Origin of the sequence: Bradyrhizobium sp. (assembly GCF_019244115.1) — a bacterium.
In the GTDB taxonomy this organism is placed as follows: domain Bacteria; phylum Pseudomonadota; class Alphaproteobacteria; order Rhizobiales; family Xanthobacteraceae; genus Bradyrhizobium.
The window spans coordinates 12,895-27,778 of record NZ_JAFATE010000548.1; the positions used below are offsets into that span (position 1 = coordinate 12,895).

The 14,884-nt window shown below is 64.7% G+C and carries 13 protein-coding genes; 9 read left to right on the forward strand and 4 right to left on the reverse strand.

Annotation, left to right across the window (positions count from 1 at the left end):
• Positions 1 to 270: 270 nt before the first annotated feature.
• The 3 genes from JOZ76_RS24185 to JOZ76_RS24195 all read left to right on the forward strand — a co-directional run bounded on the left by JOZ76_RS24185 (position 271) and on the right by JOZ76_RS24195 (position 3,305).
• Positions 271 to 1,431 carry a TAXI family TRAP transporter solute-binding subunit gene (locus tag JOZ76_RS24185; protein WP_291702712.1) on the forward strand — a complete coding sequence of 387 codons (1,161 nt, stop codon included), beginning with the start codon at positions 271 to 273 and terminating at the stop codon, positions 1,429 to 1,431.
• A gap of 18 nt (positions 1,432 to 1,449) precedes the next feature.
• Complete coding sequence (locus JOZ76_RS24190; RefSeq protein ID WP_291702714.1) at positions 1,450 to 2,010, forward strand: hypothetical protein; 561 nt, start codon at positions 1,450 to 1,452, stop codon at positions 2,008 to 2,010.
• 176 nt (positions 2,011 to 2,186) lie between these two features.
• Positions 2,187 to 3,305, forward strand: coding sequence for a DUF2336 domain-containing protein (locus tag JOZ76_RS24195; protein ID WP_291702716.1), 1,119 nt, complete (start codon positions 2,187 to 2,189; stop codon positions 3,303 to 3,305).
• Positions 3,306 to 3,350: 45 nt separating this feature from the next.
• On the opposite strand, the gene JOZ76_RS24200 is transcribed toward JOZ76_RS24195, so the two are convergent.
• Positions 3,351 to 3,575: a hypothetical protein gene (locus tag JOZ76_RS24200; protein WP_291702718.1), complete on the reverse strand. Its 225-nt coding sequence runs from the start codon at positions 3,573 to 3,575 to the stop codon at positions 3,351 to 3,353.
• A gap of 90 nt (positions 3,576 to 3,665) precedes the next feature.
• Positions 3,666 to 5,738, reverse strand: coding sequence for an ATP-dependent helicase (locus JOZ76_RS24205; protein WP_291702720.1), 2,073 nt, complete (start codon positions 5,736 to 5,738; stop codon positions 3,666 to 3,668).
• A 221-nt stretch (positions 5,739 to 5,959) separates the two neighbouring features.
• On the opposite strand from JOZ76_RS24205, the gene JOZ76_RS24210 reads away from it, so the two are divergent.
• Positions 5,960 to 6,478: a hypothetical protein gene (locus tag JOZ76_RS24210; RefSeq protein ID WP_291702746.1), complete on the forward strand. Its 519-nt coding sequence runs from the start codon at positions 5,960 to 5,962 to the stop codon at positions 6,476 to 6,478.
• On the opposite strand, the gene JOZ76_RS24215 is transcribed toward JOZ76_RS24210, so the two are convergent.
• Positions 6,447 to 9,836: an adenylate/guanylate cyclase domain-containing protein gene (locus JOZ76_RS24215; RefSeq protein WP_291702753.1), complete on the reverse strand. Its 3,390-nt coding sequence runs from the start codon at positions 9,834 to 9,836 to the stop codon at positions 6,447 to 6,449. The two genes, JOZ76_RS24210 and JOZ76_RS24215, sit on opposite strands and share 32 nt — an antisense overlap.
• Before the next feature lie 81 nt (positions 9,837 to 9,917).
• A complete protein-coding gene (locus JOZ76_RS24220) occupies positions 9,918 to 11,357 on the reverse strand; it encodes an FAD-binding oxidoreductase (protein WP_291702757.1) in 1,440 nt (479 codons plus the stop codon).
• Positions 11,358 to 11,827: 470 nt separating this feature from the next.
• Here JOZ76_RS24220 and JOZ76_RS24225 point away from each other — a divergent pair, with 470 nt between their 5' ends.
• The 5 genes from JOZ76_RS24225 to JOZ76_RS24245 form a co-directional block, all read left to right on the forward strand.
• The gene (locus tag JOZ76_RS24225) at positions 11,828 to 12,172 is read left to right on the forward strand and encodes an ArsR/SmtB family transcription factor (RefSeq protein ID WP_291702759.1); all 345 of its coding nucleotides are present in this window, start codon (positions 11,828 to 11,830) and stop codon (positions 12,170 to 12,172) included.
• An 11-nt stretch (positions 12,173 to 12,183) separates the two neighbouring features.
• A complete protein-coding gene (locus JOZ76_RS24230; RefSeq protein ID WP_291702761.1) occupies positions 12,184 to 12,660 on the forward strand; it encodes an ArsI/CadI family heavy metal resistance metalloenzyme in 477 nt (158 codons plus the stop codon).
• A 72-nt stretch (positions 12,661 to 12,732) separates the two neighbouring features.
• Positions 12,733 to 13,326: an arsinothricin resistance N-acetyltransferase ArsN1 family B gene (locus JOZ76_RS24235; RefSeq protein WP_291702763.1), complete on the forward strand. Its 594-nt coding sequence runs from the start codon at positions 12,733 to 12,735 to the stop codon at positions 13,324 to 13,326.
• 179 nt (positions 13,327 to 13,505) lie between these two features.
• A complete protein-coding gene (locus tag JOZ76_RS24240) occupies positions 13,506 to 14,708 on the forward strand; it encodes an MFS transporter (protein WP_291702765.1) in 1,203 nt (400 codons plus the stop codon).
• Between the two features lie 88 nt (positions 14,709 to 14,796).
• Positions 14,797 to 14,884: dodecin family protein (locus JOZ76_RS24245; protein WP_291702767.1), on the forward strand; the 88-nt coding region annotated here is incomplete at its 3' end.

Below are 14,884 nucleotides of genomic sequence, written 5' to 3' on the forward strand. Positions count from 1 at the left end.
CGCAACAAACCATGCCATCGATGATGGTGCCGGACAATGTTGCCGCTTGGATGCTGGGCGGGCTGGCGCCTCCGGGCAATCGGCAGACGCATCGGAACATCGCTCATGTCGGAACGTTAGAGAGCGAAACAAACCTGGATCGCCGGTTGTGCTTAGGACTTGGCGATGGAGCGACCGACTTGTCGGCTCAGGCTCGTTCCCGCTGCTGAGAGAGCGCGGGGAGGATTGGCCTACCGAGACTGGCAGGTTTGAATGATGAGACTCTGAACAATGCGACTCTGCGGCGTGGTGCAGGTGTGTCTGCTCGCGGCTTTGATGGCTGCCGCCTGGTCCGGCGGACGGGTTCAGGTCACGCTTGCACAAACCCAATCGTCTGAAGGCGTGCCGCTGCGGAAGCAGACCGCTCCGGGCAAGGATGTGGGTCCGGCTGAGAACCGCACCACCGTCGGCCTTTTGGCGGGGACGCCGCAATGCACCGAATCCGCCATTGCCCAGGACATTGCGACCACGCTCGCCTCAGGCCAGGAGAGCGGCCCGCATGGCGAGGTCGCGCTGCGGGTGCTGCCGATAGTGGGCAATGGCGGCATCCGCAATCTCAGCGACGTCCTCACGCTCGCCGGTGCCGATTTGGCGATTGCGCCGGTTGTCCTGGCCGACCGACTCCGCGACAGCAGGGCGTTCGGAGACATCCGTGACAAGCTTGTCTATGTCACGCCACTTTACGTCGAAGAGTTCCATTTGCTGGCGCGACCTGAGATCGCAAGCCTGGCAGATCTTGCGGGAAAGAGCGTCAATCTGGGTGAAGCGGACAGCGCTGGTGCGGTCCTGGGCCGCGAGGTGTTGAACCGTCTGGACGTGAAGATCAACGAATTGAATCTCGGGCCGGAAGCCGCGCTGGATCAGTTGCGGAAGGGGCAAATTGCAGCTGCCCTGCTGGTTTCGGGACAACCGGTCAGCGTCCTCGCGCACGACCTCCGCATCGATGGCGTTCACTTCTTGTCCATCCCCTACGCCCAGGCGCTGCAGCAGGACTACGTGCCAACCACGCTCCAGCACCAGGACTATCCCGACATCATCGCCGCCGGTGCGCATGTCGATACCGTCGCGGTCGAGTCCGCGCTCTTCGCCTACAACTGGCCGGCCCGCAGCGATCGGTTTCAGCTGCTGCAGTTGTTCGTCCAGACGCTGTTTTCGCGCTTTGGCGAATTTCTCGGCGACGCGCACCATCCCAAATGGCGCGAGGTGAACCTCGCCGCGCAGCTCAAGGGGTGGCAGCAATTTCGACCGGCGGAGCGCTGGGTCCAGCGGGAGATTACGCTTCGCGGCGCGTTCGGCCGCTTTCTCGATCAGAAGGCAATCGGCAATACGCCCGACCGTGAAGGACTATTTCGCGAATTTCTGCAGTGGCGGGACCGCAATCAGCGCCGGTGAGAACATTCGGAGGTCGCGATGCGCAATGTGCTGATGACCGCAGCCCTGGTCGCATTGCTCGGGCTTTTTGCCGATGTGCGGCAGTCGCTTGCCCAATTCGGCCAGGGAGCGCCCGCCGCGCCGGAGATGATCGCGCCGACCAGGGCGCAATCGGGCGAGGTCCGGAATGCCAGAGCTGCCACTCACCGAAGCCACAAGACGCACAAGCACCGCGTCGTCCATGCGCCGCCCAATCAGCGCAAGATCGCCGAAAGGAACGGCTTCAAGGCCGTCAGCGATCTCGTGAACTTTCCAAAATTCTTTCCGGGTCTGGGCATCATCTACGTCAAGCCCGACACGCTGCCGCTCGGACCGTTCCTGTGCTTCGACCGCAGGGACCGTTTGGTAGCCACCGTCTACATGGTCCCGATCAAGGACATCGATGACCACAAGACGCTGGAGGCGGCGGGATTCACGGCCGGACCGGTCGACCATGTCAGTTTCTACTTCAACGCCGGTCACCCCGGCGTGGACATGCCGCATTACCACGTCGTGCTCTGGCATGTGAGCAGGAAGGACGAAGCGCGCGTCGCGCAGTGACGCGCGCGGCATGATCCGACGGCCAAATGCGAACGATTTTAATGAAGCTGTTTGCCCGTCGTTAAGGCCATTGTCCGCGTCGGCGTGAATTTTACGACTCCTTCAATCCGGGACGGCAGTAATCCGGCGGGGGCCCTTTGCAACACTTCTTCTGGAAGTGTTCTGGAGCCGATTGAATGATTGAATACGCGACGTTGCTGGCAGATCTGGAAGACGCGGTTGCCAAGGGAACTGCCGACAGCTGTCTGCGTGCCTTGTGGCACACGACCGACACCCTGATCGCCGGCTCCTATTCGGAAGGGCAGATCGCAACGTTCGGCGAAATCATCGGCCGGCTGGCCGATGAAATCGAAGTCGACGCGCGCGTTCGCCTGGCTGGCAAGCTCGCGCGGAGCAACAACGCGCCGTTCGCCATTGTCGGGAAGCTTGCATCCGATGACGAGATCGATGTTGCAAGGCCCGTGCTGCTTCATTCGGAGCGGCTCGACGTCGCGGCGCTGGTCGCCTGCGCGAGCAGCAAGGGTCAGCCGCATCTGCTTGCGATCTCCGAACGCAGGCAGATCCCCGAAGCCGTTACCGACATCCTGGTCGTCCGGGGTTCTCGGGAGGTCGTCACGTCGGTTGCCGCAAACGGCGGCGCGCAGTTTTCGGCCACCGGCTTCCAGATCCTGGTGCGGCGCGCCGAGGGCGATGCCATTCTTGCCGAGCATGTCGGGCTTCGTCGGGACATTCCCGCCCATCTCTTTCATCAGCTGATTGCCAAGGCCACCGCGGAGGTCAAGGACAAGCTCGCAAGAGAACGGCCTGACATGGAGAGCAATGTCCTGCGCACCGTCAGCGACGTTGCCAGCGCGCTGCATGTGCGGTTTGGTCCGGCTGCAAAAGACTATTTCGCTGCACGGCGAACGGTGACCAGGCTTCACGAGGCCGGCAAGCTGACCGAAGACAAGGTTTTTGAGTTTGCCTATGCGCTGAAATTCAATGAAACGGCCGTCGCCCTGTCGCTGCTATGTTCCGTGCCGATCGACATCGTCGAGCGCACCCTGGTCGACAGCAACAGGGAGCCGGTCCTGATCCTGGCCAAGGCGCTGGGCTTCTCCTGGGGCTCGACGATGGCGCTGTTGTTCCTGGGCGCGCCCAACTATCGCATCACCGCCGGCGACCTCGACCGGATGAAGGTCGATTTCGTCAGGCTCAAGCTCGAGACGTGTCTGCGAGTCCTCACCGTGTACCGGTCACGCGGACAGGCCGCGGCGCAGGAGTCCGCTTCTCGGCCGGGGCAATATCCGAACTAGCTGGCGCAGCCTGCGTCTCTCGGAGACGTAGCGGAAGGCGGCCGGCTACATTCCGTGGCTGGCGAACACGTTGCTGCAACTCCGCGACAACTTGGCGCGGTTCTGCTGCAGGCATTGCTGCACCGCCGTGTCATTGCCCAGTTCCTGCCGGCAGAGGCGGGACGCATCGCGAGAGCAGGCGTGCTGTTCCTGCGGGGTGCCGGAGTGTTGAGCAAAGGCGGTCGATATGGGTCCAAATACGATCAGAAGTGCCAATACGACGTGACGCATGTTCCGGCTCCACGGTTGTCATCGGAGCCTTCAAAACTTTTGGAATGTGCCAGTAGTTCCCGGAACGCCAGGGAAAGACTGAGCCGTGCGTCAGCGCCACATGCCGCGCATGCGGGCGCCGATGTCGATGCGCGGCCCCTCGCTCGCGGGGCGCGCCGCGGCGGCGGTCGCCCGTGGCCAGCTGGTGATCTCGAACAGGCCGAGCAGGGACCTAGGGATGAAGCGGGTTCGCGACGCGTAGACATGGCGGTCGCCGCGTGCCTGCTGGGCGTGGGTAAAGAAGCGCTGCGGAACGAGCAGACTGAGGTCGTCCCGGGCGCGCGTCATCGCGACATAGAGCAGCCGTCGCTCCTCTTCGAGATCGGCTGATGTTCCCGCGCCGAGATCCGAGGGCATGCAGCCGTCGACGACGTTGAGGACGTAGACCGCTTTCCACTCCTGGCCCTTCGCCGAGTGGATCGTGGACAGGATCAGATAGTCTTCGTCGAGCAAAGGCGGTCCCGACTGGTCGCTGGTGGCATCCGGCGGGTCCAGCGTCAGCTCGGTGAGAAAGCGCGCGCGCGATGGATATCCACTCGCAATCTGCGCGAGCTGGATCAGATCGGCATGGCGGGTCTCGGCGTCGTCATGGATCCGGCCCAGATGCGGCTCGTACCACGTGCGCGCCCGTTCCAGATCCGCGGGCCAATGCGTCTGGCGTAGGTCGCTCACGAGCTGAATGAAATGTGCCCAGTGTTCGCCGGCGCGCGGCGGCGCCTGCAGCCGCAACAGTTCGGCCAGCGGATCAGAATCCGTGGCGACCCGATCGAGCACGCGCTGCGCCGAGGACGGGCCGATGCCGGGGATCAGGTGCAGCAGGCGGAAGCCGGCGACGCGGTCTCTCGGATTCTCCGCGAACCGCAACACGGCCAGGAGATCCTTGATGTGAGCGGCTTCGAGGAATTTCAGCCCGCCGAATTTCACGTAGGGAATATTGCGCCGCGCCAGTTCGATCTCGATCGGGCCGCTGTGGCTCGAGGTGCGGAACAGCACGGCCTGCTGCTTGAGCAGGGTGCCGGATTCCCGCGCCTCCAGGACGCACTCGACGATGCAGCGTGCCTGGTCGCTCTCATCGCGCACCGTGACGAGTTGTGGCTTTTGGGTGGATGTGCGGTCGGTCCACAGGTTCTTGGTGAAACGTTCCCTGGCGAGCGCGATGACGCCGTTGGCGGCGGCCAGGATCGGCTGGGTCGAGCGATAGTTGCGATCCAGCGTGATGATCGCCGCCGGCGGCGAGAATTTTCCGGGAAAGTCGAGGATATTGCGCACGGTCGCGGCGCGGAACGCGTAGATCGACTGCGCATCGTCGCCGACCACGGTCAGCCCGCGTCCGTCGGGTTTCATGGCCAGCAGGATCGATGACTGCAGGCGGTTGGTGTCCTGGTATTCGTCGACCAGCACGTGATCGAAACGCGCGCCGACATCCTCCGCGAGCGCGCGCTCGCCCATCATCTGGGCCCAGTAGAGCAGGAGGTCGTCGTAATCGAGCACGTTCTGGCGCTGCTTGGTCTCGACATAGGCCGCGAACAGCGCTTTCAACTCGCTGGCCCAGGCGCCGCACCAGGGAAAGGACGCGCCGAGCACCTCGGCGATCGGCGCCTCGGCATTGACGCAGCGCGAGTAGATCGCAAGGCAGGTGCCCTTGGTCGGAAAGCGGCTTTCGGTTTTCGAGAAACCGAGCTCATGCCGCACGATGTTCATCAGGTCTGCCGAGTCCTCCCGGTCATGGATCGTGAACGCAGGATTCAGGCCGATCTGCTCGGCATACTCGCGCAAAAGCCGCGCGCCGATGCCATGAAAGGTGCCGGCCCAGGTCAATGCATCCGCCATCACGGCGGTGCCCATTGCCTTGCGCGTGATCCGCTCGACGCGGCCGGTCATCTCTGCGGCGGCGCGGCGCGAGAAGGTCATCAGCAGGATCTTTTGGGGATCGGCGCCGCCCGCGATCAGATGGGCGACCCGGTGCGCCAGCGTGTTGGTCTTACCGGAGCCGGCGCCGGCAATCACCAGCAGCGGTGCAAAGGTCGCAGACCCGCCCGCACCGTAGGTGGCGGCGCGGCGCTGTTCTCCGTTGAGCTTATCAAGATAGGCCGCGCCGGCCGCCGCCTCTGCACCGTCTTCCATGGCCGGGGACCGTCAATGATTCTTGCTTTGTTCGCAATGGCATAAACGCGGGAAATGATCCGGGAGCCGGAGGGGCCGTTTGCAATCGGTTTCGCCGTATGCGCCGGGCATCGGGGGGCCGGGAATCCGAACCGGCAAAAGGTCGCAATGCCGGCGGGGAACCGAGGGACGGCGGGGATATTGGTTCAGATGCTGGCGCTCATCTGACAGTGGAACAGACCATGAGCCGAATCCTGAAACCTCTGACTTACGTCTTGGCGGCGGTCTATTTTCTCGTCGACGCGGTTTTCATGCCGGTAGCGAGGCCGGTGGCGAATTGGATCGCCGGGCATCTCGTGTTCCGAAGATTGCGGGTCTGGATCAGATCGCTGTCGCCTTACGCCTCACTGGCGTTGTTCTCGGTCCCGGTGATGATCCTGGAGCCGGTAAAACCGTTGGCTGCTTACCTGGCCGCAACCGGCCAGTGGCTCGTCAGCGCAGTCACCTTGATCGTCGGCGAGCTTCTCAAGCTCGTGCTGGTCGAGCGGCTGTTCAGCCTGACCCGGGACAAGCTGATGACGATTCCGGCTTTCGCCTGGGCCTACGGCAAGTTTCGGGACATGAAGGCGTGGCTGGAGGCGACCGAGGCCTGGCGGACCATGCGACGATTGAGCAGGATGGTGCGCGACCAAATGGCGCATCTGAAGGCTGCGCTCTCATGCCGTTCGATCAGCTTTGAAGGCGAGCGACGCCAGAGCTGAGCCGGACGCGACCGTCTGCCAGATCCTCCGCCAGCTCCGCGAGCAGCCTCTTGGCTTCCAGCAGGTCGCAGCTCTCAACGCCCTCGCTGAACCACGTACAGATCGGCCCCAGCATCTCGCGCGCAAACTGGCGGCGACCGCGCGCGGCGTGCAACCTGGCGCGCGAAACGCTGGCGCGCAGTTCTCCGAGCTTTGCGCCCTGGGCGATCGCGGTCTCGATCGCAAGCTTGAACGCCGCATCGGCATGATCGTCGGCGTCCTTCCCGTCCTTCAGCAGCAGCAACTCGCCGCGCTGCCGGTGTAATTCGGAATTGCACCAGCTCTCGCCATTCTTGTCGGCACTCGCGACCGCCTGGTCGATGAGCGCAAGTGCGGGCATCACGCGTCCCGCCTTGCCCTGCAGGCTCGCGAGCAGCATCAGATAATGCGGCAGGCGAAGCCCGGCATTGGTGCGCCGAAAATCCTCGAGCGCCAGTTGGTAGGCGGCGAGCCCCGCATCGAGCCGGCCCGTTTCGGCAATCGCCCAGGCACGGACCAGGCCGCTCCAGGCACCATAATAGTCGAAGCGGTGTTCGGCGCAGATCTCGCCCGCCTCGGTCGCCGCTTCGAGCGCGGCTTCAGGGTCGCGCCCGAATTGATGCAGCATCGCCAGATAGTCGAGCGAAAGCGCGATGCTGAAGGGATGCGATGTCTCGCGCGCCAGCGCCACGGCCTCCTCGGCGAGGCGGCGTCCGCGCGCGCCATAGCCGAGATGCCACTCGCTGTGGCTGGCATAGGCCCTGCAGAACACGCTCATGTTGATGCCGTAAACCGGGGAATGATAGTGGCCGTGATGTTCGCCGGCCTGCGCGCTTCTCAGCAGCAGATCGCGCGAGGCTTGAAATCTGCCGACGTGAAACGCGTATCCTCCGGCGAAATGATCGGCCTCGGCTAGAAACGCAGGATCCCCGATGCGGCGCGCCAGCGCGAGCGTCTCTTCGACCATGCCCCCGGCGCGGCGCAGATCGCCCCGCACGTGATAAACATGGCCGAGCCCCCTGAGCGCGGCGCCGAGCTCACGTTCGCTCTGCAATTCGCAGCTGAGCTGTTGGGCGCGCCGGTAGGCAATCTCCGCTTCGCTGGACGCAAATCCCTTGGTTGCGATGAACGGGCCGCCGAGCGCGAGCTGCAGCGAAAGCTCGAACCGCGCGCGCATCTCTCCGGGAGCAAGCGCCTCGGCGCAGGCGAGCCCTGATCTTAAGTGCGCAATCGCTTCCATGTTCGCCGACCGGTCGGCGGCCAGCTGGCCGGCCCGCAGCCAGTTCGGAATCGCCCGGTCCGCCAGGCCTGCCTCGGTGAGATGGCCGGCAACGAGCTCCGGCTGCGCTTCGACGAGCTGCGGGAACAAGGTTTCGACCGCTGATGCAATGCGCGCGTGCAGTTCCTGGCGGCGGCGCTTGAGCAGGCTCTCATAGGCGGCATCGCGCACCAAGGCGTGCTTGAAGACATAGCTCATGGCGGGAGCGACGCCGCGCCGGAACACGAGCTCCGCGGCGACCAGGCGATCGAGCGCCTCGGCCAAGTCGGCTTCGGGGATTGCGACCACGGCCGCGAGCAGCGCGTGATCGAACTCGCGGCCGATGCAGGCGCCGATCTGCGCGACCTCCTTCACCGGTGCCAGACGGTCGAGGCGCGCCATCAGCGAATCGTGCAGCGTCAGCGGAATCGCCAGAGCGGGGAGGGCGCCGGCAAGGGCGTAACGGTCGCCGGTTTTGCAGAGAATGCCGGTCTCTAGCACCGCTTTGGTGAGCTCCTCGGTGAACAGCGGCACGCCTTCGGTGCGCGCCAGGATCTGGCGCAAAAGCTCCTCCGGCAGCGCATGGCCGTCGGTGATCTGGTCGATCAGCGCCAGCACCTGCACCTCCGGCAAGCGGTTCAGCGTCGTCAGCGCGACATGCGAAAGGCCGGCCCATGGCGGTGCAAAGTCGGGGCGGAACGTGGCGACGAGCAGCACCGAAAGGCCGCGAAGGCGATTGACGATCTGGTCGAACAGCTCGCGCGAGGTTGGATCGAGCCAGTGCGCGTCCTCGAGCACCATCAGGATTGGGCCAGCCGCGGCAATGCGTTCGAGCCGGACCATCAGCGTGCGGAAGAGCAGCGCCTTTCTCTGCTGGGGAGACAGATCCCGCACCGCGCTCTGCGACACGTTTGGAATCCCGAGCAGATCGGCAAACAGCGCGAGTATTTCGCCGGGCCGCTCGCCGCCGTCCTCGGCGAGCAGCTTTTCGAGACGTCTGAGCCGCCGCTCGGGGCCGTCATCCGGGGTAAATCGTGCCGTTCGCTCGAGCTCGGACAGGAACGGAAACAGCGGGCTGTTGGCGTGATGCGGCGAGCAGGCATAGCTGACGACCGTGACCGGCCTGGCCTTAAGTCTTTCGCGCAGCGCCAGCACCAGGCGGGATTTTCCGATCCCTGCCTCGCCTGAAATCAGGATGACCTGGCCGGCGCCTGTTTCTGCAAGCTGCCATCGCGACAGCATCAGATCGAGCTCCGCATCACGTCCGACCAGCGGGGTGACATGGGCTCCGTGCAAAGCCTCGAACCGGCTCTCCGCGCGGCCTTCGCCAACCACCCGCCATGCCTGCACGGGTTGGTCAAAACCCTTGAGCTGCAGCGCGCCGAGGCCGGCGAACTCGAACAGATCGCCGACCAGCCGACGCGTGCTCTCCGCGATCACGACGGTGCCTGGCTCGGCCGTCTGCTGCAGGCGGGCGGCAAGATTGGGTGTTTCTCCGGTGACCGTCTCCTCCTTCGAAGCGCCCTCGCCAAGCAGGTCGCCGACAACCACGAGACCGGTCGCGATGCCGACGCGCGGTTCGAGCAAGTGGCCCGCCGCAGCCAATACGCCACGAACTGCCCTGGCGACCGCAAGTCCGGCACGGACGGCACGCTCGGCCGCGTCCTCGCTGGCCCGCGGCCAGCCGAAATAGGCGAGCGCCCCGTCGCCCAGAAACTTAGCGATATGGCCATCGAACCCTGCGATCTCCTCAGCGACCGTGTCGAGATAGGCCCGCATGATCTCGCGCAGCTCTTCCGGATCGACCCGCCGGCTGAGATCGGTCGAGCCGACGAGGTCGACGAACATCAGCGTGAGCTGGCGGCGCTCGGGCGAGGGTGCCGCGCGCGCCGCGATGTGACGGCGGGGCAGACGAGCGGCGGCATCAATGATCTTGCGCCGGTGGCCGACGGCGCGGACGCCGATCTCGCGGAGATCATCGACGGTCAGCCGAGGCAGCACGTCGAGATCGATCCCATTGTCCCGAAATGCCGCCTCGTAGGACTGCAATCCGAGATCGCGGAGCCAATCTGCGATGTTCATCTCGCCTCCGTCACCGGTGCGCTTCCCTCCGCCTGAAAGGCGGAGGGTGGCCGTTTTGACCGTTGATCTCTCGACATCGCGTCACGCCGCCGGCCGCTGCGCCGCCGGTGCGACGTTCTGGTTCAGCCGGAACAGGTTGTCCGGATCGTATTTGGCCTTCAGCGCTGCAAGGCGCGCGTAGTTTGCACCGTAGGCGCTGGCGACGCGGTCGATCTCGTCCTCCGGCATGAAGTTGACGTAGACGCCGCCGGTGGCGTAGGGCGCGGCGTCCCCAAACAGCTTTCGCGCCCAGTCGATCGAGCGCCGCTGATCGGATGGCTGGCGCCATCGCGTATGGACATTCATCGCAAAATTCGCGTTGCGATGAGGATAGGCCGTCGCGTCGGGGGGCACGCGGTTGATGGCGCCGCCGAGCTGGCCAATGAAGATTTCGCACTCGTCGGTCGGCAGCTGCGCGGCCAGGCTGACCAGAACGTCGAGCAGGCCATCGTGGAGCTCCACGAAATTGTGCGACTTCCAGTAATTGTAAGCGCCGGGCGTCAGCAACGGGTCGAACGCGCCTTGCCATGCCGTGAACGGCTGCATGCCGACCACGTCCGCGATCGGCGTTCCCAGCGAACGCAGCGGGGCCAAGGCCCGGTTGCCGTCGCGCTCATCGCCGACATAGCAGACCGCGAAGACGACGATTTCCTTGCCGTGGACCTCGGCGGGCAGGAAGGGCAGCGGGGGCGCCTTTCGCAGCACCACCCATTGCGTCAGCTCCTCGCTCGCCTCGGCCGCGACCTTCCGATAGCCGGCAAGAAGCTCCCTTGCCCGCGCAAAAGGATGGACGATCAGGCCGGAGAGAACCATGGGCCCGACCGGATGCAGGCGGTACTCGAACGAGCTCACCGCGCCGAAATTGCCGCCGCCGCCGCGGAGGCCCCAGAACAGGTCGGCGTTCTCGGTTGCGCTGGCCTGAATGAGCCTGCCCTCGGCGGTCACGACGTCGGCGGAGACAAGATTATCGACTGTTAGCCCGAACTTGCGGCTCAGCCATCCGAAACCGCCGCCCAGCGTCAGCCCAGCGACCCCCGTCGTCGAGTTGATGCCGAGCGGTGTGGCGAGGCCAAAGGCCTGTGCCTCCTTGTCGAAATCGCCGAGCGTGGCGCCGGGCTCGACCCGGGCGGTGCCGCTGATCGGATCGATCCGCACGCCGCGCATCAGCGACAGGTCGATCAAAAGACCACCGTCACAAACGGCATTGCCTGCGATGTTGTGGCCGCCGCCCCGCAATGCGAGCAGAATGCGATTGTCGCGCGCAAACGTCACGGCGCGCATGATGTCCGCGACGCCCTTGCAGCGGACCACCGCGCCGGGGTGGCGGTCGATCATCGCGTTCCAAATCGTGCGGGCCTCGTCATATCCTGCGTCCTCCGGCAGACACAGCGTCCCGTGCAGTGTCCGTCGCAAGGCATCGAGGGTTTCACTTCCAAGCACAGTCGCCCCGCCCTGCAGCGAGGCCAGCCGGATGCCGGTCATGGTCGTCCTCCTAGGTACGATGGTCAGGGTGTCGGCAGTGCTGAGACGTCGTCACGACGACATCAGCGGAAAAACGGACCGCTGCGGCGACCGCACGCGCAGTCGGGCAACGGCAGTCTGGTACTTCCACGCCGTTCGAAAATGCGAACGGGGAGCTCCCGCCTTGACGTTGGTCATTTTGCCAAGGAGATGGTTCACCGGACAAAACGTCGCGCGTGCGGCGTCGGTATTCTGAGAAGCGGCTCGATGAAGGAACCGCAGATGCGCTTCGGAGCGACCGCGTGATGCGATCGCATGAGCCGTCATGTGCTGATGGGATCGGCAGCGGGATCGCGATCAACAGAGTCGGCATCATCCGAGTAAGATCTTTCCAGACCGGAAGCCTGCTTTCCTTTGTCGACGTAGAAGAAGGCGATCAGCATTGCCGGCGGTACTTGACAATCGTGCGACATTTCCATAATCGTTGAAATATGGAAAAGACGGATGCACTAGCAGCGCTCGCGGCGCTGGCCCAGGACAATCGCCTCGATGTGTTCCGCCTCTTGGTGCAAGCGGGTCCTGAAGGGATGCCGGCCGGTGCGATCGCCAGCAGCCTCGACCTGCCGCCGAACACGCTGAGCTTTCATTTCGACAGGCTGCGCATGGCGGGCCTCGTCACGGTACGGCGTGAGGGCCGCTCGATGATCTATGCGGCACGGTTCGAACGGATGAACGCGCTGCTCGGCTTTCTCAGCGAAAACTGCTGTGGGGGCGTGCTCCTTAGACCTGATGCCCAATGCAAGCCCGCGCGAAGGCGCGCCAGAGTTTCAGCTTGAAAGGAAACGCCATGAAGCGGCTTCACGTTCACGTCTCGGTTTCGGACATCGCGCAGTCTCTCGGGTTCTACTCCGCGCTGTTTGCGGCACAGCCGGTCGTCGTGAAGCCGGATTACGCCAAATGGATGCTCGATGATCCCCGCGTCAATTTCGCCATCTCGACACGCGGTCGCGAGATCGGTCTCGATCATCTCGGCATTCAGGTCGAAAGCACCGGCGAACTGCACGAGGTCCATGCGCGCATGCGAGAGGCAGGCGGCGCCGTCATCGACCAGGGGCAAACCACCTGCTGCTACGCGCAGTCCGAGAAGTCATGGATCGAAGACCCGGCTGGCATTGCCTGGGAGACTTTCTACACGACCGGCGAAAGCACGACATATGGCGACGGCACTGGTGAGAACGTCGCGCGCGTCGCGCACGAGAAACAGGGCGCCTGCTGTCAGCCCCAGCCCGAGGTGAAGCAAACCGCCGCCTGCTGCAACGGCTGACATGAGAGCTGCTGGAAACCATGTACAACATCGCCGCGCAAGAGCTGCGACGCTGGCAAAAGCGGGCAGACCATGACGCGTCGGATCCGGGTAGCCACGTCAGCAGACGCCGGCCAGATCCAGGCGATCTATGCGCCGATGGTGCGCGAGACGGCGATCTCGTTCGAATACGAGCCGCCGAGCGTGGACGAGATGGCAAAGCGAATCGCCGGCACCCTGTCGACGCATCCCTATCTCGTGTGCGAGGAGGAGGGGCGCGTTCTGGGCTATATCTACGCGGGCGTACATCGCGCCCGCGCCGCCTACCGCTGGTCCGTCGACACGACAGTCTACATCGATGGCCGCTCCCGCCGCTCAGGCGTCGGCAGCGCGCTTTACGAGGCGTTGCTGCTGATCCTCCGGCGCCAAGGTTTTCACAGCGCGTTTGCCGGCATCGCCCTGCCGAATGCGGGCAGCGTTGGACTCCATGAAGCTCTCGGTTTCCGGCCCGTAGGCGTCTACCAGGACGTCGGCTTCAAGCACGGGCAGTGGCGCGATGTCGGCTGGTGGCGCCTGGGCCTCTCCGAAGGGCCTCCGGCCAGAGAGCCGCTTGCCTTCGCGGCCCTGGCGGACGAGATCGCGGCGCTGATCCCGCCCTCGCCGGCGAACCGCAACGTCGTGGGCTGATGCGGACGAATTCGCGAAGAACCCGCAACATCCGCACACTCACCATCACGGCCGCAGCTCTGCTGCTGAGTGCTCCGGCCATTGCCATGAGCCCTGAAGGCGAAAGCAGCGGTTGAACCGGCAGCAACCTCCGACTGGTCTGCGCGTTGCAAGACACGCCGTCTCTTTCCGAGCATGTCGTGCGCATCAACGCTCCAGCCGCCTACATCATCCTCTACGCCTTGATGTACGCCGCCTTTGGGGTGGCGTCGCCTTTTTGGCCGGAATATTTTCGGGCGAAAGCCTTGAGCTCCCAGGAGATCGGGCTCCTCCTTGGCGCCGCCATGGTGGTGCGGCTTGCCGCCGGCCCCCTGGTCGGTAGGCTCGCCGACATCTCCGAGTCGCTGCGATCTGTGCTTGCAGGCTGCGCGGCGCTGGCGGCCGCGATGGCTGCAGCGCTGTCGTTCGCAGACAGTTTTGTGATGCTGCTTTGCGTGGCGCTGGCGCAAGCCGCCGCGCTTGCCCCGATGACATCGATCGCCGACGCGCTGTCGGTGAGCGCGGCGAGGCCGCAGCTTGCAGGAAAGCCGTTCGAATATGGTTGGATCCGCGGCGCGGCGTCGGCTGCATTCGCGTCCGGCACCATCATCATCGGACAGTTCATTCGGCCTGACCATCTCGATCCCGTCGTCTGGCTGAACGCGATGCTGCTCCTGGCCGCTGCCGCCGCGACCGCATTGCTGCCGCCTGTCCGCACGCCCGCCGAGCCGCGGACGAGCAGGTCGGCCGATCGGATGGGGATGCACCTGCTGCTGAGGATCCCGCGCTTTCGCAGTGTCCTCGCGGTCTCCGCACTGGTTTACGGCAGCCACGCCATGCACGATGCGTTTGCCGTGATCCGCTGGAGCGATTCCGGGATCGCTGCGCCGGTCATCAGCCTGTTGTGGTCGGAAGCCGTCGCGGCAGAAGTCGTGGTGTTTTTCCTGATTGGACCGGCCCTGGTCCACCATCTCGGCGCGCGCGGAGCGGCGAGCGTGGCGGCTCTTGCAGGGATCGTGCGATGGACGGTTGGGGGCACCACGACTTCCATCCTGCTGCTGTCGCTGGTGCAGCCGCTGCATGGACTGACTTTTGCGCTGCTTCATCTTGCCTGCATGCGGATCCTCGGTGCCGTCGTGCCGACAAAACTGTCGGCCACGGCGCAAACGGTCTACGCATTCGGTTCGGGGCTCGTCACGGCCGTGATCACCGCGATGTCGGGGGTGCTGTACGCACGCTATGCCGGCGCTTCCTTTGTTGCGATGGCGGGGCTCTGCGCCGCAGCGCTCCCCTTTGCGTGGCTGGGATTCGGCGCAGGGTCGCCGCCGCCTGGAGGCAGCGTGGCAAGGGCAGGGTCGTTCTGAACGCCCCGAGCGTTCTGGAACTCGCTCGGCCGGGGCTCGTTGACGTTGGACCTCACACGATCGAGCGTCGCACGCAACGGAGGATCGCATGCCTGCACCCGACGAGCATATCTACAAGATCCTGGAGCTGGTCGGCTCCTCCGAAAAAGGCATCGACGATGCCATTCAGAACGCCA

Coding starts and splice junctions, on each gene's coding strand:
- JOZ76_RS24185 (WP_291702712.1), top strand. CDS start 271: ATGCGACTCTGCGGCGTGGTGCAGGTGTGTCTGCTCGCGGCTTTGATG.
- JOZ76_RS24190 (WP_291702714.1), top strand. CDS start 1,450: ATGCGCAATGTGCTGATGACCGCAGCCCTGGTCGCATTGCTCGGGCTT.
- JOZ76_RS24195 (WP_291702716.1), top strand. CDS start 2,187: ATGATTGAATACGCGACGTTGCTGGCAGATCTGGAAGACGCGGTTGCC.
- JOZ76_RS24200 (WP_291702718.1), bottom strand. CDS start 3,575: ATGCGTCACGTCGTATTGGCACTTCTGATCGTATTTGGACCCATATCG.
- JOZ76_RS24205 (WP_291702720.1), bottom strand. CDS start 5,738: ATGGAAGACGGTGCAGAGGCGGCGGCCGGCGCGGCCTATCTTGATAAG.
- JOZ76_RS24210 (WP_291702746.1), top strand. CDS start 5,960: ATGAGCCGAATCCTGAAACCTCTGACTTACGTCTTGGCGGCGGTCTAT.
- JOZ76_RS24215 (WP_291702753.1), bottom strand. CDS start 9,836: ATGAACATCGCAGATTGGCTCCGCGATCTCGGATTGCAGTCCTACGAG.
- JOZ76_RS24220 (WP_291702757.1), bottom strand. CDS start 11,357: ATGACCGGCATCCGGCTGGCCTCGCTGCAGGGCGGGGCGACTGTGCTT.
- JOZ76_RS24225 (WP_291702759.1), top strand. CDS start 11,828: ATGGAAAAGACGGATGCACTAGCAGCGCTCGCGGCGCTGGCCCAGGAC.
- JOZ76_RS24230 (WP_291702761.1), top strand. CDS start 12,184: ATGAAGCGGCTTCACGTTCACGTCTCGGTTTCGGACATCGCGCAGTCT.
- JOZ76_RS24235 (WP_291702763.1), top strand. CDS start 12,733: ATGACGCGTCGGATCCGGGTAGCCACGTCAGCAGACGCCGGCCAGATC.